Genomic DNA, 23,682 nt, shown 5'->3' on the forward strand with positions numbered 1-23,682 from the left:
CACCCCGCTCTTCGGCGCTCGTACGCCAATCCGGCGCACCCGCGCCCCGCACTGCTACGACTCGGACAAACGACCCCGGGCCGCCCCAGCCCTACCGTGGTCGACGAAAGCCAAGTACATCTTCTACGCGGAAGGGCCGGGACTCCTTGATGACTTCCACCCACGCCTTCTGGCTCGCCGGCCGCCAGGTCACCGGCGAGGACACCTTCGACGTCACCAACCCGTGGGACGGGCGCCTGGTCGGCAAGGTCGGCGTGCCGACCGACGCCCAGGTCGAGGAGGCCGTGGCCGCCGCGTACGCCGTGCGGGACGAGTTCGCCGCCACCCCGGCGCACGTGCGGGCCGCCGCCCTCGACCACGTCAGCAAGCGGCTGGTCGAGCGCACCGAGGAGATCGCGCAGCTCATCTCCGCCGAGAACGGCAAGCCGATCAAGTGGGCGCGCGGTGAGGTCGGCCGTGCCGTGTCCGTGTTCAGGTTCGCCGCGGAGGAGGCCCGCCGGTTCAACGGCGGCGACGCCCAGCGCCTGGACACCGACGCCGGCGGTCAGGGCCGCCTCGCCTTCACCCGCCGCTTCCCCAAGGGCGTCGTCCTCGGCATCGCGCCGTTCAACTTCCCGCTGAACCTGTGCGCCCACAAGGTCGCCCCGGCCATCGCCGCCGGCGCGCCGATCATCCTCAAGCCCGCCCCGGCCACCCCGCTGTCCGGGCTGATCCTCGGCGAGCTGCTGGCCGAGACCGAGCTGCCGGCCGGCTCCTGGTCGATCCTCCCGGTCGCCAACGACAAGATGCCGGCCCTCGTCCAGGACGAGCGCCTGCCGGTCATCTCCTTCACCGGTTCCGAGAAGGTCGGCTACGCGATCATGGACTCGGTGCCGCGCAAGCACTGCACCCTGGAGCTCGGCGGCAACGGCGCGGCCGTCGTCCTCGCCGACTGGGCGAGCGACGAGGACCTGGACTGGGCCGCGGGCCGCATCGCGACCTTCTCCAACTACCAGGGCGGCCAGTCCTGCATCTCCGTGCAGCGCGTGATCGCCGACGCCGCGGTCTACGACCGCCTGCTGCCGCGCATCGTCGCCGCAGTCGAGGCCCAGGTCACCGGTGACCCCTCCGACCCGAAGACCGACGTCGGCCCGCTGGTCAGCGAGGACGCCGCCAAGCGCGTGGAGTCCTGGGTCCAGGAGGCCGTCGACGCCGGCGCCACCCTGCACACCGGCGGCAAGCGCGACGGCGCCTCGTACGCCCCGACCGTCCTCACCGATGTGCCCTCCGAGGTGACGATCTCCTGCGAGGAGGTCTTCGGCCCGGTCCTGAGCGTGCAGAAGGTGAACGGCGAGGCCGAGGCCTTCGCCGCCGTCAACGACTCCAAGTACGGCCTCCAGGCAGGCGTGTTCACCCACGACCTCCAGACGGCCTTCCGCGCCCACCGCGCCCTGGAGGTCGGCGGCGTGGTCGTCGGCGACGCCCCCTCCTACCGCGCCGACCAGATGCCGTACGGCGGCGTCAAGCAGTCCGGCGTGGGCCGTGAGGGCGTCAAGTTCGCGATGGAGGACTACACCTACGAGCGCGTCCTGGTCCTGACGGGCCTCGCCCTGTAGACCTGACGGTTCACTCGCCGACAACGGCCGGAGCCCGCTGTGCGGGGGCTCCGGCCGTTGTCATACATGTGCCCACTGACCTGCTGGAACGGTCGAATCTTGGCTGATTTCCCTGGACTTGTGGGAACACCGTGGGAACACGGGGCTAGCCTCCGGGCCATGGCGAGCGTTGTGCGGCGCAGGAACAGGGCTGGGGAGATCACCAGCTTTCAGGTGAAGTGGCGTGACGGTGGCTCAGCGACCGGTGACTGGCAGACCGAGCGCTTCGACGACGAGGGCTCGGCCAAGGTGTTCAAGGGGGCCGTCGACGAGGCCGGGCAGAACTGGCCCACGGGCTGGGTGAAGGGCAAGGGGTTCGTCGACGAGGCGTCTGCCGACGAACTGCAGTACCGCTTCGACCGCTTCGCGCGGGAGTCCATCAAGAACCGGACGGCGAGCAAGCGCTACAAGCAGCAGCGCATCAGGGCTCTGGAGATGTACGTCTTCCCCGTTTTCGGTCTCTGCGATGTGCGCTCTGCCGAGCACTTCAGCAAGGCCTTCGTGTGGTTCGCCATCATGGGCGCGATTCTGTTGGTGGCTCTTGCGACCATGCTGGTGAAGACCAGGCACCGTTGACCGAGCCGTCTTGCCCACGGCGGCGTGGCCGGCGCCATCGGCCTCATGGAGACCATGGCCGACGTCGGCGGCGCCGCGCGCCTGCTGCCCCAGTACTTCGGGGTGCTGCCCCGGTACCGCGGCCACGGCTACGGCCGGGCCATGTGGCGCGCGGCGATGCACTGGGGGCACCACCACAGCGCCGCGTACCAGCTCCTACGGACCGAGGTGGGCGGGGCCCGTACCGGCTGTGTGCGGCGGAGTGGCTGACGTCGCTCGGGTTCGCCTGCCAGCGGGAGGCCTGACGTGGCGCAGGTGAGACCGGGGCGCATGAGCGCCCCGAGGGGGCGGGGCCGCTACCGCGCGTTCCCGCGTTCCCGGTGTGTTTCCACGGGAACACGGACGCCGTCCCGAGGCGGCCCGAGGCGGGCCGGAACGGGCTGACGCGGGTTGAAGCGTGGACGTTTCCACAGGTCGGAGGGAAACTGCAGGTCAGAGTGCGTGCGAGGGGCCCTCTACGCGGGGGCTCCGGCCGTCGTCGCACCATGAGCGCGGGTCTAACCTCTTCCTGTGTCAGCCTCCCGCCTGCATCGCGTCGCCGTCCTTGTGCTCGAGGGCGCGAAGCCGCTCGATGTCGGAATTCCCGCGCAGGTCTTCACGACCCGCGCGAGCATGCCGTACGAGGTGCGGATGTGCGGGGCGACACCCGGTCTCGTGGCCGGCGGCGACGGCCTCGCGTACTACGTCGCCCACGGCCTCGACGCGCTCGAGTGGGCCGACATCGTCTTCGTCCCCGGCTACCGTTTCCCGGACCGCGACAACCCGCCACAGGCCGTCGTCGACGCGCTGATCGCCGCCCACGACCGGGGCGCGCGGCTCGCCGCCATCTCGACGGGCGCCTTCGCGCTCGCTGCCACGGGCCTCCTCGACGGCAGGCGCGCCACGACGCACTGGCACTACACGCGGGCACTCGTGGCCAGGCATCCACTCGTCCAGGTCGACGAGAACGTGCTGTTCGTCGACGAGGGCAGCGTGCTCACCTCGGCGGGCGCCGCCTCCGGCCTCGACCTGTGCCTGCACATCCTGCGCGGCGACCTCGGAGTGGCCGCGTCCAACCATGCGGCCCGGCGTCTGGTCGCCGCCCCCTACCGCAGCGGCGGCCAGGCCCAGTACGTGCCGCGCAGCGTCCCCGAGCCGCTCGGCGAGCGGTTCGCCGACACCCGCGAGTGGGCGCTGCACCGGCTCGGCGAGCCCCTCACCCTCGACATACTGGCGCGGCAGGCCGGGGTCTCGCCGCGCACGTTCTCCCGGCGCTTCGTCGAGGAGACCGGCTACACGCCGATGCAGTGGGTGATGCGCGCCCGCATCGACGTGGCCCGCGAACTGCTCGAGCGCTCGCAGCGCAGCGTCGAACAGATCGCCGCCGACGTCGGGCTCGGCACCGGCGCGAACCTGCGCCTGCACTTCCAGCGCATTCTCGGCACCACACCGAGCGAGTACCGGCGCACCTTCACCCGGGGCGAGTGACCCGCCCGCCACCCATGGCGGGATCCTTTTGAACCATGGCGATCCCGCCACTGTCAGCGGCGCGAGCCGCGGGCGAGGCTGGTGGCGAAGGGAAGGGACATCACTCATGACTCGCATCGCCATCAACGGATTCGGCCGCATCGGACGCAATGTGCTGCGCGCACTGCTGGAGCGCGACAGCACTCTCGAGATCGTCGCCGTCAACGACCTGACGGAGCCCGCCACTCTCGCGCGGCTGCTCGCCTACGACAGCACGGCCGGCCGACTCGGGCGCCCGGTGACCGTCGACGGCGACGCCCTCGTCGTCGACGGCCGTCGGATCACGGTGCTGGCCGAGCGCGAACCGGCGCAGTTGCCGTGGGCCGAACTCGGCGTCGACGTCGTCCTGGAGGCCACCGGCCGCTTCACCTCGGCCAAGGCCGCACGCGCCCACCTCGACGCGGGCGCGAAGAAGGTACTCGTCAGCGCGCCGTCGGACGGCGCCGACGTCACGCTCGCGTTCGGGGTCAACACCGACGCCTACGACCCGGCCGTGCACACGATCGTCTCGAACGCCTCCTGCACCACCAACGCGCTCGCGCCGCTGGCCGCGGTCCTCGACGAACTCGCCGGTATCGAGCACGGGTTCATGACGACGGTGCACGCCTACACGCAGGAGCAGAACCTGCAGGACGGTCCGCACCGCGACGCCCGTCGTGCCCGGGCCGCCGGCGTCAACATCGTGCCGACCACGACCGGCGCGGCCAAGGCGATCGGACTGGTGCTGCCGAACCTCGACGGCAAGCTGTCGGGCGACTCGATCCGCGTACCGGTGCCGGTGGGATCGATCGTCGAACTCAACACGACCGTCGCCCGCGACGTGACGCGCGACGACGTGCTCGCGGCGTACCGCGCCGCAGCGGAGGGGCCGCTCGCCGGCATCCTCGAGTACTCGGACGACCCGCTCGTGTCGTCCGACATCACGGGCAATCCCGCCTCGTCGATCTTCGACTCGGCCCTGACCCGCGTCGAGGGCCGCCACGTCAAGGTGGTCGCGTGGTACGACAACGAGTGGGGCTTCTCGAACCGCGTGATCGACACACTCGAGTTCCTCACCACCCGCTGACCGGACGCCTCACTCGGCCAAGCCCGGCGTCGTCGTTACGATGGCCCGACCCGGCGCCCTGTCGACAGCGCCGCCCCCCGGCGAGAGGACCACCCCAGTGAGCCAGCCCCGCGCCCGTGCGGCGGTGTTCTCGGCCGGCTCCTGGGGTACCGCCGTCGCCAAGATCATGGCTGACGCCGGCAGCGACGTGATGGTGCACGCCCGTCGCAGCGAGATCGCCGAAGCGATCAACACCCGCCACCGCAACCCCGCCTACTTCCCGGACGTCGACCTGCCCGTCTCCCTGACGGCCACGACCGATCCGGCCGCGGCCCTGGACGGCGCGGACCACCTCGTGTTGTCCATCCCCGCGCAGACGTTGCGGGCCAACCTCGCCGTGTGGGCTCCGGACATCGGACCCGACACCGTCATCGTGTCGCTGATGAAGGGCATCGAGCGGGATACCGGGCTGCGGGCGAGCCAGGTCATCGCCGAGGTGGCCGGTGTGAGCGCGGACCGGGTCGCGGTGCTGTCGGGGCCGAACCTCGCTCGCGAGATCATGGACGGCCGGCCCGCCGCCGCGACCGTCGCCTGCCCCGACGAGGACGCCGCGCGCCGCTTCCAGACGGCGTGTCACACCCGGTACTTCCGGCCCTACACCAGCACCGACGTGATCGGCTGCGAGCTGGGCGGCGCGCTGAAGAACGTCATCGCCCTGGCGGTCGGCACCGCCTCGGGCATGGGCCTGGGCGACAACGCCGTGGCGCTGCTCATCACTCGGGGCCTGGCGGAGATCACCCGACTGGCCACGGCCATGGGCGCCCACCCGGCCACCCTCGCCGGGCTGTCGGGCCTGGGCGACCTGGTGGCCAGCTGTACCTCGCCGCTCGCCCGCAACCGCACCTTCGGCGTCCACCTCGGTCACGGCCTGAGCGTCGAGGAGGCGATGGCAGCCACCCGGCAGACCACCGAGGGCGTCAAGTCCGCCGAAGCGGTCCTCGGCCTGGCCCGCGTCCATGACGTCGAGATGCCGATCACGGAAGTGATCTCCGCCCTGCTCAACGACGAGGTCACCCTCGACGAGGCCGCGGCCGAGCTGATGCAACGGCCCCCCAGGCCCGAGCGCTGACCCCGGGGCGGCGCCGTCCAGGAAGCCGCAAGTGGTGCGGGAAGGCGCGGGCGACTCAACCGGTGAAGCCGACCCGTGCCAGGCGCAGTGGGCCGTGGAGCCTCAGTCGCAGGTCGTGGACGCCTGCGGCGGTGGCCGGGGTGGTGAGTGTGGTGTAGGCGTACGGGCCCGGTGTGGGAGTGTCCAGAGTGACGACAGCTAGTGTCGGGCCCCCGTCGAGGGACAGTTCGACCGTGCCCTCGCCCGCCGCCTCCACGCTCACCCCCGTCACTCCGGTGCCGAAGTCGCAGTCCCGGTAGAGGAGTTCGCCCGGCCTGCCGGGAACCGGCGTCACCGCGTCGCCCGTCATCCTCGTCCGGTCGACGATCTCGATGCCCGACTGCTCGTCGAAGTCGGCGGCGTCCAGGCCCCGTTCCAGGACCGGGCGCGGGGTGCCGGGCTCCCCGTCGAGGGTGAGGGTGGTGCGGAGGCGGATGTCCTGGCTGGAGGCGCCGACGAGGAGGTCGTAGGCGCCCGGCTCCAGGCGCCACCGGCTCCGGGACACGTCCCAGAACTCCAGGCGGGAGAGCGGGACTTCGAAGGTCAGGGCCGCCCTCTCGCCGGGTGCGAGCGTGATCCGGCGGTGGGCGGCCAGCTCGCGGCGCGGGCGTGGGACCGACGGGTTCGCGGCGCGGGTGTAGAGCTGGGCGACCTCGTCCGCGGTGACGCCCCCGGTGTTGGTGACCGTGAAGGACACGCGCACCGTGTCCCGCTCGACCCGGACGGCCAGGTCGCCGTATCCGAACGACGTGTACGACAGCCCGTGTCCGAAGGGGAACAGCGGGGTGCCCTCGTAGTACAGGTACGTCTGGCGGCTGCCGATCACGTCGTAGTCGAGCAGGTCCGGCAGATCGGAGTCGTCCTCGTACCAGGTCTGCGGGAGCCGGCCGGCGGGGGAGGAGTCACCGGCCAGCACCCGGGCCACGGCGGTACCCGCCGCCTGGCCGCCATGGGCGGTCCACAGCACCGCCCGCAGGGGCGCGGGGTCGACCGCGTACGGGTACGACGAGACCAGCACCAGCGCCGTGTCCCGGTTCGCGGCGCGGGCCGCGCGCAGCAGCCGCTCCTGGTGCTCCGGCAGTCGCAGGGCCGTACGGTCCTGCGTCTCCCGGCCGCCGATGTGCGGGTCGTTGCCCGCCACCACCAGCACCACGTCGGCCCGGCCGGCCGCGCGGGCCACCGCCTCCTCCCCGCGCTCGGACACGACCAGTTCGAAGACCTCCGCGGCGTCCGAGCCGTCCGTCCCGGTCTCCCCGGCGACCCTCACGCCGTCGGCGGTGACACGGACGTGACGACCGGTCCCGAGGTGGCGCAGGAGGTGCCCGCCGTCGTGCGGTTCGAGGCGGAACGTCTCCTGGACCACCCAGCCGCCGGGCTGGTCGGTCGAGGCGCGCACGTAGCCGTCGTCGGCCACCGAGAGGTAGTGGCCGTCCGGCGCGCGCAGGGTCAGGACGCCCTCGCCCCAGTCCATGAGGGCCAGTTCGGTGCCGTCGGGGTCGGTGGTGAGCGGCGGCAGGTCGGTACGGCCGGCCAGCAGGGCCGGGTCCAGCGCCCCCTCCGCGCCGCGCCCCTGACCTTCGGCCTTCGCGTTCACCGCGACGGGCGGCACGTGCAGGAAGCGGCCGTCGGCCGTGCGCAGCCGCACCCGGTCCACGCCCTCCGCGAACTCGACGCGCTCGGCGCCGAACCGCTCGTACAGACCCTCCAGGGGTGTGGACCGGCGCAGCAGCGTTCCGCTGTACCAGTCGAGCTTGCACTCGTCGGCGAGCGGGCCGACGACGGCGACGCGGGTGCCGGGGGCCAGGGGCAGCAGCCCGTCGTTGCTCAGCAGCACGACCGCCTGCTCGGCGGCCTCCAGCGCGAGCGCCCGGTGCTCGGGGGTGTCGAACTCCCCGGAGCCGGCGTGCGGATCCTCCCCCGGGTCGAACTCGCCGAGCCGGAAGCGCACCGAGAGCTGCCGGCGCACGGCCGTGTCGACGTCGGCCTCGGTCAGCAGGCCCTGCTCCAGGGCGCCCCGCACCCGCGCCACGATCTTCGCCGGATCCGTGCCGTGGTCGGTGAAGCTGTCCACGCCGGCCAGGAGCGCGGCCGCGGTGGCCTCCTCGTGCGTGGCGAAGTAGTGCTCGGAGTCGACCAGGTTGGAGGGCGCGCCCGCGTCCGAGCAGACCAGCAGATCGTCGTCGGCCCAGGTGCGCAGGTGCTCGCGCAGGTACGGCGAGACGTGGTTGGGGCGGCCGTTGACCAGGTTGTAGGCGGGCATCACACCGGCCACCGCGCCCGCCGCCACCGCCTCACGGAAGGCCCGCAGGTCGTACTCGTGCAGGACGCGCGGGCGCACCGACGAGGACGTGGTGTCCCGGCGGGTCTCGTTGTTGTGGGCCAGCCAGTGCTTGAGGACCGGTGCCGTGCGCCAGTACGTCGGGTGGCCGCCGCGCAGGCCGCGGGTGTAGGCGACGGCGATCGCCGACGTCAGCCCCGGATCCTCCGAGTAGCCCTCCTCGTTGCGGCCCCACAGCGGGTGGCGCAGCAGATTCACCACCGGTGCCCAGACGTTGAGGCCGACGCGGTCGTCGCGGGCGCGCATCGCCCGTACCTCGTGGGAGACCGCCTCGCCGATCCGGCGCACCAGGTCGTCGTTCCAGGTCGCGCCGAGCCCGACGGCCTGCGGGAAGACCGTCGCCGGGCCCATCCACGCCACCCCGTGCAGTGCCTCCTGACCGGTGCGGAACGCGGCGATGCCCAGTCGCGCGACGGCGGGTGCGAACTGGTGGAGGAAGGAGACCTTCTCGTCGAGGGTCAGCCGCGCCAGCAGATCGTCGACGCGCTTCGCGATCGGCAGCCGCGCATCGCGGAACGGTGGCGTGTGAGGCGTTCGTACGGTCACGTGGGGGTCCCCTAGCGCTGGAACGGCAAGCCTCTTTCGAAGCGCTTCGATGCTCAGGTGCCTCGGGGGCGGGTGTCAAGACGGTCCGAGGCAACAAGTCCGGTTCCTGCCCCCGCACCTCAAGGGGCGTATGCGACCCGTGCCGCGCGCCGCCCCTCGGGGCAATCTTGGATCCGACCCTTGTGCACCCCCAGGTGTTCACCTAACCTCGCAGCAACATCGAAGCGCTTCGACTCAGTTCGACCTCCCCGTATCGATACATCGATACATAGAGACACCGCAGCCGACGGCCCCACCGCCGGGTGTCCTGGTGCGCCACGAAGGGTTGACGCAATGACGCCGAACGCCGCCCCCGCCTCCGCCGGCCCGAGCCGGAGAAGCTTCCTCGCCTCCACGGCGGTCGCCGCCGCAGCGGTGGCGGGAGGGATGCCGCTGCTCACCGCCTGCGACAGCGGCGACAGCGGCTCGCGCGGTGGCACCACGTCGGGCAAGGACGCCAAAAAGCTGCTGCCGTCCTACGTGGCGAACAACGTCGTCACGCCCGACATCCCCGCCAAGAACGGCTCCGCCGTCGGCTTCACGCGCCCGCTCGACCTCGCCGGCCTCAGGACCTCCGTGCCGAAGAAGCTCGGCAAGAGCGGCAAGGTCAGCGTCATGTCGCCCTTCTGGGGCTCCCCGCCCAAGCAGGACAACGCCTACTACCGGGCGATGAACGACCTCATCGGCGTCGACGTCGTCTGGCAGAACCAGGACGGCAACACCTACGACCAGAAGCTCGGAGCCGTCCTCGCCTCCAGCAGCATCCCGGACGTCGTGGTGGTCCCCGGCTGGAACATGGGCGGCAAGATACCCAGCGCGATCACCAGCAAGTTCGCCGACCTGGGCCCCTACCTGTCCGGGGACGCGGTCAAGGAGTACCCGAACCTCGCGGCGATCCCGACGGACGCCTGGCAGCGTTCCATCTTCGGCGGGAAACTGCGCGGCCTGCCCATGCCGGCCTCGTACGTGACGAACATCGTGCCCCTCTACCGCCAGGACCTGTTCGACAAGGAGGGCTACGAACTCCCCGGCTCGGCGGACGAGTTCCTGGCGCTGGCCAAGGAGATCACCAACGCCCGGGCCAAGCGGTGGGCCTGCGGCGACATGAAGTGGACCGCGTTCAACGCCTTCGGTGTGCTCTCCGGCGGCGAGAAGCCGCTGGGCTGGGACCTCGTCGACGGCAAGCTCGTCAACCGCGTGGAGACCCAGGAGTACCTGGAGGCGCTGGAGTGGACCCGCAAGCTCTTCGCCGCCGGATGCGTCCACCCCGACTTCGAGCTGGGCAAGAGCGCCTCCACCGACCCGGGCCCCAAGTTCGCCGCCGGCGAGTTCCTGATCTACAACAACGACATCTCGCAGTGGTACAGCCGGACGGCCGAACAGGCCTCCCAGAACCCTGCCTTCAAGGTCTCCGGCATGGACATATTCGGCCACGACGGCGGCCGGCCCACCCTGTGGGCCACCCAGCCCGCCAACATCTTCGCCTTCGTCAGCAAGAAGGCGTCCGAGTCCGTGATCCGTGACGCGCTGGCCGTCGCCAACGTCACCGCCGCCCCGTACGGCACCAAGGAGTACATGCTCACCAACTACGGTGTCGAGGGCACGCACTACACCCTGAAGGACGGGGTGCCCGTCAAGAACGACAAGGGCAACAACGAGGTCATCAACGCCTACATCATGATCGCGAGCCCCGCTCCGACCCTCGCCCACCCGGACTTCCCGGACGTCACCCGGGCGCAGGTCGAGTGGCAGCAGCGGATGGGCGGCTTCACCAGGAAGTCCGCCTTCTACGGCATGCAGATCACCGAGCCCTCCCGCTGGACCAACCTGTCCAACGACTTCGAACAGCTGGAGGACGACATCGTCCGCGGCCACAAGAAGATCGGCGACATGCAGCAGGCCGTCTCCGACTGGAAGAGCAAGGGCGGCGACAAACTGCGCGACTGGTACAAGAAGATCCTCGACGAGAACGGCTCGGCGGCAGGCTGACCGGGGCGCTGAGGCAAGGAGACCGGCCGTGTCCCACAGCACGGTGCCTCGGAGCAGGACCGAGGCCGACACGACGGCGAGGACCACGAAGACGTCCGGCGGCGCCACCGGAACCCGGAAAGCTCCGCACGCGGGGAGGCTGAGCCTGCGGATCAGGTTGAGACGCGACCGCGTGCTGCTCCTGATGACGCTCCCAGCCGTCGTCCTCGTCCTGCTCTTCAACTACATACCGATTCTCGGCAACGTCGTCGCCTTCCAGGACTACGACCCCTACATCAGCGACAACGGCGTCGTCTCCATCCTGCACAGCCCCTGGGTGGGCCTGGAGAACTTCCGGGCGATCTTCGCGGACTCGGCGTTCTGGAACGCGGTGCAGAACACCCTGGTGCTGTTCTTCCTCCAGCTCGTGCTGTACTTCCCCATCCCGATCCTGCTCGCGCTGCTCATCAACAGCGTGGTCAGGCCCCGGGTGCGGGCGGTCGCGCAGGCCGTGCTGTACCTGCCGCACTTCTTCTCCTGGGTGCTGGTCATCGCCGTCTTCCAGCAACTGCTCGGCGGCGCCGGACTGCTCTCCCAACTGTTGCGGCAGCACGGCTACGACGGCCTCGACATCATGACCGACCCCACCACCTTCAAGTTCCTCGTCACCGCGCAGAGCGTGTGGAAGGACGCCGGCTGGGGGGTCATCGTCTTCCTCGCCGCGCTCGCCTCGGTGAGCCCCGACCTGTACGAGGCCGCCGCGATGGACGGCGCCGGACGATGGCGCCGCATCTGGCACGTCACGCTGCCCGCGCTGCGCCCGGTCATCGCACTGCTCCTCGTGCTGCGCGTCGGTGACGCCCTCACCGTCGGCTTCGAGCAGATCCTGCTGCAACGCGACGGCGTCGGCCCCGGCGCGGCCGAGGTCCTGGACACCTTCGTGTGGTGGAACGGCGTGCGCAACCAGGACTTCGGCTACGCGGCCGCCGCCGGCCTGATCAAGGGCGTGGTCAGCCTCGGACTGGTCCTCGCCGCGAACAAGGTCGCCCATCTCATGGGCGAGCAGGGGGTGTACCGGAAGTGACCGCCGTGATCGACAAGCCCGTACGGGAACGCCGCGGGTGGGCGGCCCCGGCCCGGCCGGTGTGGGAGGAGAAGCCCACCGGGGCCGGCCTGGCGGGCAAGGGACTGGTTCTCGCCCTGGCCTGCCTGGCGATCCTCTTCCCGCTGTGGATCGTCGTCGTCACCAGCCTGTCCTCGCGCAGGACCATCGACGAGGCGGGCGGTCTGGTCATGGTGCCCCACGGCATCACCTTCGTCGCCTACCGGGAACTGCTCGGCGGCGGCCAGGTCACCCGCGCCGCGGTCGTCAGCATCCTGGTCACCCTGGTCGGCACGCTGTTCTCGATGACCGTGTCCGTGCTGTGCGCCTACGGCCTGTCCCGCACCGGCTCGCTCGCGCACCGCTGGATCCTGATGACGCTGCTGGCCACGATGTTCTTCAGCGCCGGTCTCATCCCGACCTACCTGCTGGTGCAGACCCTCGGACTGACCGACACCTATCTCGCGCTGATCCTGCCCAGCGCGGTGAGCGTGTTCAACATCCTCGTGCTGCGCGGCTTTTTCATGAACATCTCGCCGGAACTCATCGACAGCGCCCGCATCGACGGCGCCGGCGACCTGCGCATCCTGTGGCAGATCGTGATGCCGCTGTCCCGCGCGGTGCTCGCCGTGATCACGCTCTTCTACGCGGTCGGCTACTGGAGCGCGTGGTTCAACGCGTCCCTCTACCTCAACGACCAGAACATGCTGCCGCTGCAGAACGTCATGATCCAGCTCGTCCAGAAGCAGCAGGCCCCCGTGGGCCTAGCCCAGTCCATCAAGACCGGCCAACTCTCCGGGCTCGCCGTGCAGATGGCGGTCATGGTGATGGCACTGCTGCCCGTGGCCGTGCTGTCGCCGTTCGTCCAGAAGCACTTCAGGAAGGGGATGCTCACGGGGGCCGTCAAGGGATAGGAGCACTGTGATGTACACGATCGCCGACCGCCGCATCCTCTTCGGTGGCGACTACAACCCCGAGCAGTGGCCCGAGGGGACCTGGCACGAGGACGTCCGGCTGATGAAGGACGCCGGGGTCAACTCCGTCACCCTCGGTGTCTTCTCCTGGTCGAAGCTCGAACCCCACCCTGGCGCACGGGAGTTCGGCTGGCTCGACACGGTGATGGACCTCATGGCGGCCAACGGTGTCGGAGTCGTCCTCGCCACCCCCACCTCCTCGCCCCCGCCCTGGATGGGCCGCCTGCACCCCGACACCCTGCCTCGCGACGAGGACGGCCACACCGAGTGGTGGGGCGGCCGGCAGCACTTCTCGCACTCCAGCGCCACCTACCGCCGCTACGCCGCCGCCATCACCGAGGACATGGCCGCCCGCTACGCGGGCCACCCGGCCCTCACCATGTGGCACATCAACAACGAGTACTGCACCCACGACTACGGCGACGAGGCCGCCGCCGCCTTCCGCCGCTGGCTGCGCACGAAGTACGGCACCCTCGACGCCCTCAACACCGCCTGGGGAACGGCGTTCTGGAGCCAGGGCTACGACAGCTGGGACGGCGTCCTGCCCCCGCGCCGCGCCCACTACCTGAAGAACCCCGCACAGGCCCTGGACTTCCGCCGCTTCACCTCCGACATGCTCCTGGAGTGCTACCGCGCCGAACGCGACATCGTCCGCCGGCACACCCCGCATCTTCCGGTCACCACCAACTTCATGCCGCTGTGGTCCGGTCAGGACGGCTGGCGCTGGGCCGCGGAGGAGGACGTCGTCTCCGTCGACCTCTACCCCGACCCGCGCGACCCCCTCGGCGCCCAGTACGGGGCGCTCGTCCAGGACCTCACCCGCTCCCAGGCCCGCGGCCCCTGGATGCTCATGGAACAGGCGGCCGGCCCGGTCAACTGGCGCGGCGTCAACCACCCCAAGCCGTCCGGGCTCAACCGCCTGTGGTCCCTGCAGGCGGTGGCCCACGGCGCCGACGCCGTCTGCTACTTCCAGTGGCGCCAGTCCCGGCAGGGCGCGGAGAAGTTCCACTCCGCGATGGTCGGCCACGCCGGCGAGGAGGGCCGCACCTTCCAGGAGATCAAGCGCATCGGCACCGAACTGGACCGGATCGGCGCCGAGGTGTCCGGCACCCACGGCAGCCGCGACATCGCGGTCCTCCACGACTGGCACTCCTGGTGGGCCTGCGAACAGGACGGCCGCCCGTCCACGCACGTCGAGTACCCCGCGATTCTGCGCGCCTGGCACCGCGCCCTGTGGGAAGCCCACCTCACCACCGACTTCGCCCACCCCGGACACGACCTCACCGCCTACCGGCTCGTCGTCGTCCCCCAGCTCTACCTGCTCACCGACGCGGCGATCGACAACCTCCTGGCGTACGTCGCAAGCGGCGGCACCCTCGTGTGCGGCTTCCTCACCGGGGTCGCCGACGAGGACGACCGCGTTCGCCCCGGAGGCATGGACCCCAGGCTGCGCGAGCTGTTCGGCATCCGCACGCTGCACCAGTGGTGGCCGCTGGAGACGGGGGAGAGCGTCACGTGCGCGGACGGGCTGCGCGGGACGCTGTGGTCGGAGGAGATCGAGGCCGCCGGCACCGCCGACGAGACGGTCCCGTACCAGGGCGGCGAGCTCGACGGGCTGCCCGCCGTGCTGCGCCGGGGCCGCGCCTGGTACGTCTCCACGCTCCCCGAGCCCGGGGCGCTGCGCGCCCTGCTCACCCGCGTCGCCGCCGGCGCGGGCGTCCGTCCGGTGCTGGACGGACTGCCCGCCGGGGTCGAGGCCGTCCGGCGCGGCGAGCTGCTGTTCCTGCTCAACCACGGGCGCGAGCCGGTCACCGTCGATGTGCCGGGCACCCACCGCGACCTGCTCACCGGGGAGGCCGTGACCGGCCGCACGACGCTCGGACGGTACGGAGCGGCGGTGCTGAAGCCGTGAGGGGCGGACCGCGGCACGGAACCTGGGAACCCCTCCCGGCCGCCCGCTGGGAGGACGCCTTCCTCAGCGGCAACGGCCACCACGGCGCCCTGGTGTTCGGCGACCCGGACGACGACAGCGTGATCGTCACCCACCACACCCTCGTCCGCCCCAACGGCGCCGAGCACGCCCGGCCCCCGCTCCTCGCCGGTGAACTGCCTGCCCTCCAGGACCGGTTGCTCGCCGGTGACCGCACCGCCGCCGAGTCCTTCACGGACGGCCGCCCGTTGCAGTGGGTGCAGCCCTTCCACCCGGCCTTCCGGATCCGGCTGAGCCGCCCGTCCCGTGCCCGCCGGGGCTACCGCCGCTCGGTCGACTTCACCAGCGGCGAGGCGACGGCGGTGTGCGGGGACTGGAGCAGCCGCGTCTTCGTCTCCCGCGCCGACGACGTGATCGTCCACCACGTCACCGCGCCCGGCCCCACGCTCGACGTCCGCCTGGACCACCGGCTGCCCGGCGCGCCGCCCGGCCTGCGCATCGGGGACGGGGCGCTGCTCACCGCCGAGGGCGCCGTACTGAGCCTGCATGCCCGCTACCCCGGCAGCGACCGCGGCTACACCGGGGTGACGCTGATCGCCGTCACCAGGGGCACCACGGTCCTCACCCCGCCCGGAGTGCGCGTCACCGGCGCGGACTCGGTGCTGCTGCTCACCCGGGTACGCCGGCACACCGGTGAGCCGGCGGTGACCGAGGAGGCGGGGGCCCTGCTCGACCTGCTCACCGGATGGACGTACGACGACCTCCTCGACCGCCATCTGCCCGCACACCGCACCGCCTACCACCGTGTCACCCTCGACCTGCACGGCGAACCCGCCGAACGCGCCCTGCCGGGCTCGGAGCTGCTGAAGCGTCCCGGCAGCGCGGCCCTGGCGGAGCGGCTGTTCGCGGCCGGCCGCTACCACCTGCTCTCCGCCAGCGGCCTGCTCCCGCCCCGGCTCACCGGACTGTGGACCGGCGACTGGGACACGGCCTGGTCCGGCGCGTTCACCACGGACGCCAACCTCAACCTCCAGACCGCCTCCGCCGCCGCGGCCGCTCTCCCCGAGGTCGTCGAGGCCCTGGCCCGGCTCGTCGAGGCACAACTGCCCGACTGGCGGGACAACGCCCGTGCGATCTTCGGCACCCGAGGGGCCGTCGCCCCCGCGCACACCGACGGTGAGTCCGGCCACACCTACCACTTCAGCCGTGAGTACCCGCTGCACCTGTGGACCGCGGGAGCCGACTGGCTGCTCAAGCCGCTCGTCGACCTCGACGAGACGCGCGGCGCCCAGGACCCCCGCACCGCCGCCGCGCTCGCCGAGACCGCCCGGTTCTACGAGGACTTCCTCACCCGCACCGACGAGCACGGCCACCTCGTGGTCGTCCCCTCCTACTCGCCCGAGAACCGCCCCGCCGACGCGAGCTGGGGCACGCTCAACGCGGCCATGGACCTCTCCGCCGCCCGGCACGCCCTGCAGACGGCCGCCGCCTACCACCCCGGCACCCCCGACGCCGACCGCTGGCAGGCCCTCGCCGACCGCCTCCCGCCGCACCGGATCAACGCCGACGGCGCCCTCGCCGAATGGGCGTGGCCCGGCCTCACGGACACCTACGACCACCGCCACCTCAGCCACCTCTACGCCGTCTGGCCGCTGGACGAGATCGACCCCCACGACACCCCGGACCTGGCCGCCGCCGCCCACCGCGCCCTCGCACTGCGCGGCGCGGAGAACGACTCGGCCCACGGCCACCTCCACCACGCCCTCATCGCGGCCCGCCTCGGCGACGGCGACCGCGCAGCCCGCGCCCTCGCGAACGTGCTGGACGGCGACTACTTCCACGACTCCCTGATGAGCGCCCACTACCCGAACCGGAACGTCTACAACGCCGACGCCGCTCACGCCCTGCCCGCCGTGCTGATCGAGACACTGGTGCGGTCCACCCCGGACCGGCTGGTCCTGCTGCCCGCGCCCCCGGCCGCGTACCCGGAGGGCGAACTGCGCGGCATCCGCACCCGGTTCGGGGCCGAGGTCGACCTGGCGTGGAGCCCCGAGGCGGCCACCGCACTGCTGCGCCCCACCCGCACGCTCCGCATCGACCTGAGGACTCCCTCCGGCGCACGACCGCTCGACCTGGTCGCCGGAGAGGTCCACGCCCTCGACCTGAGGACGTGGTGACCCCCGCAATTCCCCCCCACCCATGGAAGGGACACCACCATGGCAACACGCACACGGAGCAGACTCCGCACGGCGCTGCTCGCGCCCGCCCTCGCCCTCGGCGCCACCGTCGGCCTCGCCTCCGCCCCCGCCCAGGCCGCCGTCTGGAACTCCTGCGACCAGTGGGGCAACACCACGCTGAACGGCTACACGCTCTACAACAACATCTGGGGCTCCGGGGCCGGCAGCCAGTGCATCTGGGCCAACTCCGGCACCAACTGGGGCGTATCGGCGAACCACCCCAACACGGGCGGCATCAAGTCCTACCCGAACGCCAAGAAGGTGGTCAACAAGCCGATCACCTCGCTCGCCTCGCTCACCAGCAGCTACAACGTCACCGTCCCGTCCTCCGGCGCGTACAACACCTCGTACGACATCTGGGACACCGGCTACAAGTACGAGATCATGCTCTGGGTCAACAAGACCGGCGCCGTCGGCCCGCTCGGCAGCTCCCAGGGCAGCCTCACCCTCGGCGGCTCGACCTGGACCGTCTACAAGGGCAACAACGGCTCGAACGACGTGTTCTCGTTCATCCGCAGCTCCAACTCCAGCTCCGGCACGGTGAACATCCTGCCCATCCTGAAGTGGATCAAGGACACCAAGGGCTGGTTCGGCAACGTGACCATCGGGGACGTGCAGTTCGGCTACGAGATCACGTCGTCGTCCGGCGGTCTGAACTTCACCACCAACAGCCTCACGGTCAGCAGCAGCTGATCCCGGCGGGCCCATGAGTGTGCGGCCGGTCCCGTATAGGGGAGGGACCGGCCGCACGTACGTTCTGAATCCGCGCCGCGCTACCCGGCGACCGGGAGTTCGGCTCCGTCCCGCAGGAACAGCGGAATGCGGTCCAGCGGCGCGTCGACCGTCACGGCCGTACCGCCCTCGTAGTCCCGGCCGGTCCACGCGTCGGTCCACCGCGCGCCCGCCGGGAGATACGCGGTGCGGGCCGTGGCCCCGGCCGTCAGCACCGGGGCGACCAGCAGGTCCCGGCCCAGGAGGTAGGAGTCGTCCGCCGTCCACGCCGTCTGGTCCGCGGGGAACTCCAGGAACAACGGCCGCATCACCGGCAGCCCCTCCTCGTGAGCCTCCCGCATGACCTCCAGCACGTACGGCTTCAGACGCTCGCGCAGCCGCAGGTACTTCTCCAGGACCGGATAGGCCCGCTCTCCGTACGACCAGACCTCGTTGGGGCCGCCGGTCATCTCCGGGCCCAGCGGCATGCCCGGGTCCCGGAAGCCGTGCAGCCGCATCAGCGGGGACAGCGCGCCGAACTGGAACCAGCGCACCAGCAGCTCCTGGTAGGCGGGGTCGTCCGGGTCGCCGCCGTGGAAGCCGCCGATGTCGGTGTTCCACCAGGGGATCCCGGACAGCGCGGTGTTCAGGCCGGCCGCGATCTGGCGGCGCAGGGTCGCGAAGTCGGTGCCGATGTCACCGGACCACAGGGCGACGCCGTGGCGCTGACTGCCCGCCCACGCCGAGCGGTTGAGGGTGATCACCTCGTCCACGCCGGCGGCGCGCAGGCCCTCGTCGAAGGTGCGGGAGTTCTCCGCCGGGTAGAGGTTGCCGACCTCCAGGCCGGGACCCGCCCAGTAGCGCAGGTTCTCGGCGAAGCCCGGCTTCAGCTCCGGCTCGCAGGCGTCCAGCCAGAACGCCGTGATGCCGTACGGGTCCAGGTAGTTCTCCTTGATCCTGGACCACACGAAGTCGCGCGCCTCGGGGTTGGTGGCGTCGTAGAAGGCCACCTGGACGGTGGAGGCGACCTGCTTGTCGGGCCAGTCGGCGTGCGCCATCGGGCCGTACTGGGTGCCGATGAAGTAGCCGCGCTGCTCCATCACCGGGTGGTTCTCGCTCAGCGGCGACACCGACGGCCAGACGGACACCACCAGCTTGATGCCGAGGTCCGCCAGCTCGCGCACCATCGCCGCCGGGTCGGGCCACTCCGCGGGGTCGAACCTCCACTCGCCCAGGTGGGTCCAGTGGAAGAAGTCGCAGACGATCGCGTCGATGGGCAGGTTCCGCCGCTTGTACTCGCGGGCCACTTCGAGGAGTTCGTCCTGGGTGCGGTAGCGCAGCTTGCACTGCCAGAAGCCGGCCGCCCACTCGGGCAGCATCGGGGTACGGCCGGTCACCGCGCTGTAGCGGCGCTGGGCGTCGGCCGGGGAGCCCGCGGTGATCCAGTAGTCGATCTGCCGGGCGGAGTCCGCCACCCAGCGGGTGCCGTTCCCGGCCAGCTCCACACGGCCGATCGCCGGGTTGTTCCACAGCAGGGTGTAACCGCGGCTGGAGGTGAGCACGGGGATGGTGACCTCGGCGTTGCGCTGGACCAGGTCGACGACCAGGCCCTTCTGGTCCAGCCGGCCGTGCTGGTGCTGCCCGAGCCCGTACAGCTTCTCGTCGTCGTAGGCGGCGAAACGCTGCTCAAGGCGGTGGTGGCCGTTGCCGACGGCGGTGTAGAGGCGGGGGCCGGGCCACCAGAAGTGGGCGCGTTCCTCCGCCAGCAGTTCCGTGAGGTCGTCGGTGCGAAGGAAGCGGACGAGGCCCGAGGCGTCGACGTCGACCGTGAGCGCGCCGACGGTCAGGCGTCCCCGGCCGTCCTCGATCTTGACGGTGCTCTCGGTGGCCGGCGCGTGGGCGAGGAGCGCGCCGGGCAGGTCGTCCAGGACCGGGCCGCCGAGCCGGGCGCGCACCCGGACCGCGTCCGGCCCCCACGGCTCGATGCGTACGGTCTCCTGGCGGCCGCTCCACTCCAGCACGCCGTCCCGGTCGCGGAACGTGCCGACCGTGGGGGAGGACTGGGCGAGGCTGACCGGGCCGTGCGGGGGCTGGTTCTCGGCATGCTGGTTCACCGGGTTCCTCCGAGGATGCCCCGCCCTTCAGAGCGGGGAGGAATGGGACGGGCTGGTACGCTTTCCGGCGTGCTGAGCGAGAACCAAGCCAGCGCAGCGACTCCTTCGCTTGCAGTGCCAAACCGGGCTGGTTCCACCCCGGCTGGTGTTGATCGTGTAAGACCTGCTGGTCCGCTGGATCCGCAGGCGACGTGAGCCAGGAATCTCCCTGTTTCCGCTGGGAGAGGGTTCAAGAGTGCTCCTTGAAGGAGTGGGAGTGGGACGGAGGCGTCCTGGGCGGGCCAGGGCCGGAGCGGGCCGGTGTCAGGAGCCGGAGGCGACCGGCCCCGAACTCGCCCGGACTGTCAACTCCGGCGCGATGAGCACCACTTCGTCCGCGCCCTGTCCGTCGAGCTTGGCCACCAGGCGCGCGACCGCGTGCCGCCCCATCTCCTGGGCGGGGATGCCCACCGAGGTCAGCCGCACCGAGGCCTGGACGGCGACCTGGTCCGGGCAGATCGCGACCACCGACACGTCCTCGGGGATCGCCCGGCCCTGCTGGCGCAGCAGGGCGAGCAGGGGTTCGACGGCGGATTCGTTCTGCACGACGAAGCCGGTGGTGCCAGGGCGCTCGTCGAGGATCCGGGCCAGGGTCAGAGCCATCGCGTCGTACCCGCCCTCGCACGGTCGGTGCAGCAGGCCCAGGCCCAGCTCGCGGGCCCGGGAGCGCAGGCCGTCGAGGGTGCGTTCGGCGAAGCCGGTGTGCCGTTCGTAGACCGCGGGCGCCTCGCCGATGACGGCGATCTCGCGGTGCCCGAGCAGCGCCAGATGCTCCACGCACAGCGCGCCCGTCGCACCCCAGTCCAGGTCCACGCAGGTCAGCCCGGTGGTGTCGGCGGGCAGCCCGATCAGGACGGTCGGCTGATCGGTCTCCCGCAGCAGCGGCAGCCGTTCGTCGTCCAGCTCGACGTCCATCAGGATCATGGCGTCGGCGAGCCCGCTGCCGGTGACCCGGCGCACGGCGTCGGGGCCCTCCTCGCCGGTGAGGAGCAGCACGTCGTAGCCGTGGGTGCGGGCGGTCGTGGCCACGGCGATGGCGATCTCCATCATCACCGGCACGTACATGTCGGTACGCAGCGGGATCATCAGGGCGATGATGTTCGACCTGCTGCTCGCCAGGGCGCGGGCGCCCGCGTTCGGGTGGTAGCCGAGCTTCCGGATGCTCTCCTCGACCCGCTGCCGGGTGCTCGCGGAGATGGACCGCTTGCCGCTGAGGACGTAGCTCACCGTGCTCGCCGAGACTCCGGCGTGCTGGGCGACCTCGGCGAGGGTGACCATCCAGCTCTCCAAGGTGTGTGAAGCGCTTCGACAGTGCGCAGTACCGACATCGGGAGGTAGGGGTGGTTCGACAGTAGCCCCGGCAGGGGTGGGTGTCCATAGGCTGTCGAAGCGCTTCGACTGTTTTCTTTTCCCGCTCCCGGACGGGCCATCCGAACGGAGTACAAGGAGTGGTCGTCACGCCCCGCACACACGATGCTGGGTGTGACAGACCGAAACAGACGGTGGACTGCGAGCGTCCGTGCGCGTGGGGTGGTGGGTCCGCCCGGTATCGGGTACATACGATCCAGTAGCACCGGTCGGTAACGTACCGCGCCCTCCATCCCTCTTCGCGGCGAGGTGAGCCTCATGTCCGCACCAACGTCCAACAAGCCCACCGTCACCGAGCGCGAGGCCCGCCAGGTGGCGGAGGCCGCTCGGGAGCAGGACTGGCACAGGCCGAGCTTCGCCAAGGAGCTGTTCCTCGGCCGCTTCCGGCTCGATCTCATCCATCCGCACCCGCTGCCCGCGGCCGACGACGTGCAGCGCGGCGAGGAGTTCCTCGCCAAGCTGCGCGACTTCTGCGAGACGAAGATCGACTCGGCCCGCATCGAGCGCGACGCGCGGATCCCGGACGAGGTCGTCACCGGGCTCAAGGAGCTCGGCGCGCTCGGCATGAAGATCGACACCAAGTACGGCGGCCTCGGTCTGACCCAGGTCTACTACAACAAGGCCCTCGCCCTGGCCGGCTCCGCCAGCCCCGCGATCGGCGCGCTGCTCTCCGCGCACCAGTCGATCGGCGTGCCGCAGCCGCTGAAACTCTTCGGCACGCAGGAGCAGAAGGACACCTTCCTGCCCCGCTGCGCCCGCACGGACATCTCCGCCTTCCTGCTCACCGAGCCGGACGTCGGCTCCGACCCGGCGCGCCTGGCGACCACGGCCGTCCCGGACGGGGACGGCTACGTCCTCGACGGGGTCAAGCTGTGGACGACCAACGGGGTCGTGGCCGACCTCCTCGTCGTCATGGCGCGCGTGCCGAAGTCCGAGGGCCACCGCGGCGGCATCACCGCGTTCGTCGTCGAGGCCGCCTCCGAGGGCGTCACCGTGGAGAACCGCAACGCCTTCATGGGCCTGCGCGGCATCGAGAACGGCGTCACCCGCTTCCACCGGGTGCGGGTCCCGGCCGCCCACCGCATCGGCGCCGAGGGCCAGGGTCTGAAGATCGCCCTGACCACCCTGAACACCGGCCGCCTCTCCCTGCCCGCGATGTGCGCGGGCGCGGGCAAGTGGTGCCTGAAGATCGCCCGCGAGTGGTCCGCGGTCCGCGAGCAGTGGGGCAAGCCGGTCGCGCTGCACGAGGCGGTCGGCTCGAAGATCTCGTTCATCGCGGCCACCACCTTCGCGCTGGAGGCGGTGCTCGACCTGTCGTCCCAGATGGCCGACGAGAACCGAAACGACATCCGCATCGAGGCCGCCCTCGCCAAGCTCTACGGCTCGGAGATGGCCTGGCGGATGGCCGACGAGCTGGTCCAGATCCGCGGCGGCCGCGGCTACGAGACGGCCGCGTCCCTCGCCGCCCGCGGGGAACGCGCGGTCCCCGCCGAGCAGATGCTGCGCGACCTGCGCATCAACCGCATCTTCGAGGGCTCGACCGAGATCATGCACCTGCTGATCGCGCGGGAGGCGGTCGACGCCCACCTCTCGGTCGCCGGCGACCTCATCGACCCCGACAAGTCCCTGTCGGACAAGGCGAAGGCGGGCGCGAACGCGGGCGTCTTCTACGCCAAGTGGCTGCCCAGGCTGGTCGCGGGCCCCGGCCAGCTCCCGCGCTCGTACGCCGAGTTCCACCCGTCCGGACACGTCGACCTGTCCGGCCACCTGCGCTACGTGGAACGCCACGCCCGCAGGCTCGCCCGTTCCACCTTCTACGCCATGTCCCGCTGGCAGGGCCGGATGGAGACCAAGCAGGGCTTCCTCGGCCGGATCGTCGACATCGGCGCCGAACTGTTCGCGATGAGCGCGGCCTGCGTCCGCGCCGAACTCCTGCGCACCCAGGGCGACCACGGCCGCGAGGCCTACCAGCTCGCCGACGCCTTCTGCCGGCAGTCCCGCATCCGCGTCGCCGAACTCTTCGACCGCCTGTGGACCAACACCGACGACCTCGACCGCAAGGTCGTCAAGGGCGTCCTCGGCGGCGCCTACACCTGGCTGGAGGAAGGCGTCGTCGACCCGTCGGACGACGGCCCGTGGATCGCGGAGGCGACCCCCGGTCCGAGCGAGCGGGAGAACGTGCACCGGCCGATCAGGTGACGGCCGCCCGACGGCCGTGACACGCGGCACGGCCGCCTGTCGGCGACATCCACCGGCCGCCCGGCGGCATCGGCCACCGGGCGGCCGACAGCGTCCGCGACGGGGCGTGCCGGTGGCGCGTCCGCGGCGCGGCGACCGGCGACTCGCTC

The 23,682-nt window shown here is 71.3% G+C and carries 16 protein-coding genes; 13 read left to right on the forward strand and 3 right to left on the reverse strand.

Features of this window, described 5'->3' with window-relative positions; translation table 11 throughout:
* Window positions 1–149: 149 nt before the first annotated feature.
* The 6 genes from OIE49_RS25760 to OIE49_RS25785 all read left to right on the forward strand — a co-directional run bounded on the left by OIE49_RS25760 (window position 150) and on the right by OIE49_RS25785 (window position 5,929).
* Window positions 150–1,595 carry an aldehyde dehydrogenase family protein gene (locus tag OIE49_RS25760; protein WP_326804328.1) on the forward strand — a complete coding sequence of 482 codons (1,446 nt, stop codon included), beginning with the start codon at window positions 150–152 and terminating at the stop codon, window positions 1,593–1,595.
* A gap of 159 nt (window positions 1,596–1,754) precedes the next feature.
* A complete protein-coding gene (locus OIE49_RS25765; protein WP_326804329.1) occupies window positions 1,755–2,210 on the forward strand; it encodes a hypothetical protein in 456 nt (151 codons plus the stop codon).
* Between the two features lie 24 nt (window positions 2,211–2,234).
* Window positions 2,235–2,459, forward strand: a complete 225-nt coding sequence (locus OIE49_RS25770; protein WP_326804330.1) for a GNAT family N-acetyltransferase — start codon at window positions 2,235–2,237, stop codon at window positions 2,457–2,459.
* Window positions 2,460–2,759: 300 nt separating this feature from the next.
* A complete protein-coding gene (locus OIE49_RS25775; RefSeq protein WP_326804331.1) occupies window positions 2,760–3,716 on the forward strand; it encodes a GlxA family transcriptional regulator in 957 nt (318 codons plus the stop codon).
* Between the two features lie 106 nt (window positions 3,717–3,822).
* Window positions 3,823–4,821 (forward strand): type I glyceraldehyde-3-phosphate dehydrogenase, encoded by a 999-nt coding sequence (gap, locus tag OIE49_RS25780; protein WP_326804332.1) that lies wholly within the window; start codon window positions 3,823–3,825, stop codon window positions 4,819–4,821.
* Window positions 4,822–4,918: 97 nt separating this feature from the next.
* The gene (locus tag OIE49_RS25785; RefSeq protein WP_326804333.1) at window positions 4,919–5,929 is read left to right on the forward strand and encodes an NAD(P)H-dependent glycerol-3-phosphate dehydrogenase; all 1,011 of its coding nucleotides are present in this window, start codon (window positions 4,919–4,921) and stop codon (window positions 5,927–5,929) included.
* Between the two features lie 55 nt (window positions 5,930–5,984).
* Here OIE49_RS25785 and OIE49_RS25790 read toward each other — a convergent pair whose 3' ends face one another.
* Window positions 5,985–8,852 (reverse strand): glycoside hydrolase family 3 C-terminal domain-containing protein, encoded by a 2,868-nt coding sequence (locus tag OIE49_RS25790; protein ID WP_326804334.1) that lies wholly within the window; start codon window positions 8,850–8,852, stop codon window positions 5,985–5,987.
* Between the two features lie 333 nt (window positions 8,853–9,185).
* Here OIE49_RS25790 and OIE49_RS25795 point away from each other — a divergent pair, with 333 nt between their 5' ends.
* The 6 genes from OIE49_RS25795 to OIE49_RS25820 are packed head-to-tail and all read left to right on the forward strand — an operon-like array spanning window position 9,186 to window position 17,795.
* Window positions 9,186–10,880, forward strand: coding sequence for an extracellular solute-binding protein (locus tag OIE49_RS25795; protein WP_326804335.1), 1,695 nt, complete (start codon window positions 9,186–9,188; stop codon window positions 10,878–10,880).
* A 28-nt stretch (window positions 10,881–10,908) separates the two neighbouring features.
* Window positions 10,909–11,943: an ABC transporter permease gene (locus OIE49_RS25800; protein ID WP_326804336.1), complete on the forward strand. Its 1,035-nt coding sequence runs from the start codon at window positions 10,909–10,911 to the stop codon at window positions 11,941–11,943.
* Window positions 11,940–12,875: a carbohydrate ABC transporter permease gene (locus OIE49_RS25805; protein WP_100571670.1), complete on the forward strand. Its 936-nt coding sequence runs from the start codon at window positions 11,940–11,942 to the stop codon at window positions 12,873–12,875. The genes OIE49_RS25800 and OIE49_RS25805 overlap by 4 nt, the downstream gene beginning before the upstream one ends.
* A 10-nt stretch (window positions 12,876–12,885) precedes the next feature.
* Window positions 12,886–14,847: a beta-galactosidase gene (locus OIE49_RS25810; RefSeq protein ID WP_326804337.1), complete on the forward strand. Its 1,962-nt coding sequence runs from the start codon at window positions 12,886–12,888 to the stop codon at window positions 14,845–14,847.
* Entirely contained in the window at window positions 14,844–17,042 is a 2,199-nt protein-coding gene (locus tag OIE49_RS25815; protein ID WP_326804338.1) for a glycosyl hydrolase family 95 catalytic domain-containing protein, read from the forward strand. Before OIE49_RS25810 ends, OIE49_RS25815 begins: the two co-directional genes overlap by 4 nt.
* A gap of 39 nt (window positions 17,043–17,081) precedes the next feature.
* Complete coding sequence (locus tag OIE49_RS25820; protein WP_326804339.1) at window positions 17,082–17,795, forward strand: glycoside hydrolase family 12 protein; 714 nt, start codon at window positions 17,082–17,084, stop codon at window positions 17,793–17,795.
* An 80-nt stretch (window positions 17,796–17,875) separates the two neighbouring features.
* Here the strand turns inward: OIE49_RS25820 and OIE49_RS25825 are convergent, their stop codons facing one another.
* Window positions 17,876–19,927, reverse strand: a complete 2,052-nt coding sequence (locus tag OIE49_RS25825; protein WP_326804340.1) for a glycoside hydrolase family 31 protein — start codon at window positions 19,925–19,927, stop codon at window positions 17,876–17,878.
* A 303-nt stretch (window positions 19,928–20,230) separates the two neighbouring features.
* The gene (locus tag OIE49_RS25830; protein WP_326804341.1) at window positions 20,231–21,244 is read right to left on the reverse strand and encodes a LacI family DNA-binding transcriptional regulator; all 1,014 of its coding nucleotides are present in this window, start codon (window positions 21,242–21,244) and stop codon (window positions 20,231–20,233) included.
* 348 nt (window positions 21,245–21,592) lie between these two features.
* Between OIE49_RS25830 and OIE49_RS25835 the strand changes: the two genes are divergently transcribed.
* Complete coding sequence (locus tag OIE49_RS25835; protein ID WP_326804342.1) at window positions 21,593–23,533, forward strand: acyl-CoA dehydrogenase family protein; 1,941 nt, start codon at window positions 21,593–21,595, stop codon at window positions 23,531–23,533.
* Window positions 23,534–23,682: the final 149 nt, after the last annotated feature.

This window comes from Streptomyces sp. NBC_01788 (assembly GCF_035917575.1).
Lineage (GTDB): Bacteria > Actinomycetota > Actinomycetes > Streptomycetales > Streptomycetaceae > Streptomyces.

Excerpts from the sequence above, each read along its gene's own strand:
- OIE49_RS25760 (WP_326804328.1), top strand. The coding sequence starts at position 150 with ATGACTTCCACCCACGCCTTCTGGCTCGCCGGCCGCCAGGTCACCGGC.
- OIE49_RS25765 (WP_326804329.1), top strand. The coding sequence starts at position 1,755 with ATGGCGAGCGTTGTGCGGCGCAGGAACAGGGCTGGGGAGATCACCAGC.
- gap (WP_326804332.1), top strand. The coding sequence starts at position 3,823 with ATGACTCGCATCGCCATCAACGGATTCGGCCGCATCGGACGCAATGTG.
- OIE49_RS25795 (WP_326804335.1), top strand. The coding sequence starts at position 9,186 with ATGACGCCGAACGCCGCCCCCGCCTCCGCCGGCCCGAGCCGGAGAAGC.
- OIE49_RS25810 (WP_326804337.1), top strand. The coding sequence starts at position 12,886 with ATGTACACGATCGCCGACCGCCGCATCCTCTTCGGTGGCGACTACAAC.
- OIE49_RS25820 (WP_326804339.1), top strand. The coding sequence starts at position 17,082 with ATGGCAACACGCACACGGAGCAGACTCCGCACGGCGCTGCTCGCGCCC.
- OIE49_RS25830 (WP_326804341.1), bottom strand. The coding sequence starts at position 21,244 with ATGGTCACCCTCGCCGAGGTCGCCCAGCACGCCGGAGTCTCGGCGAGC.
- OIE49_RS25835 (WP_326804342.1), top strand. The coding sequence starts at position 21,593 with ATGTCCGCACCAACGTCCAACAAGCCCACCGTCACCGAGCGCGAGGCC.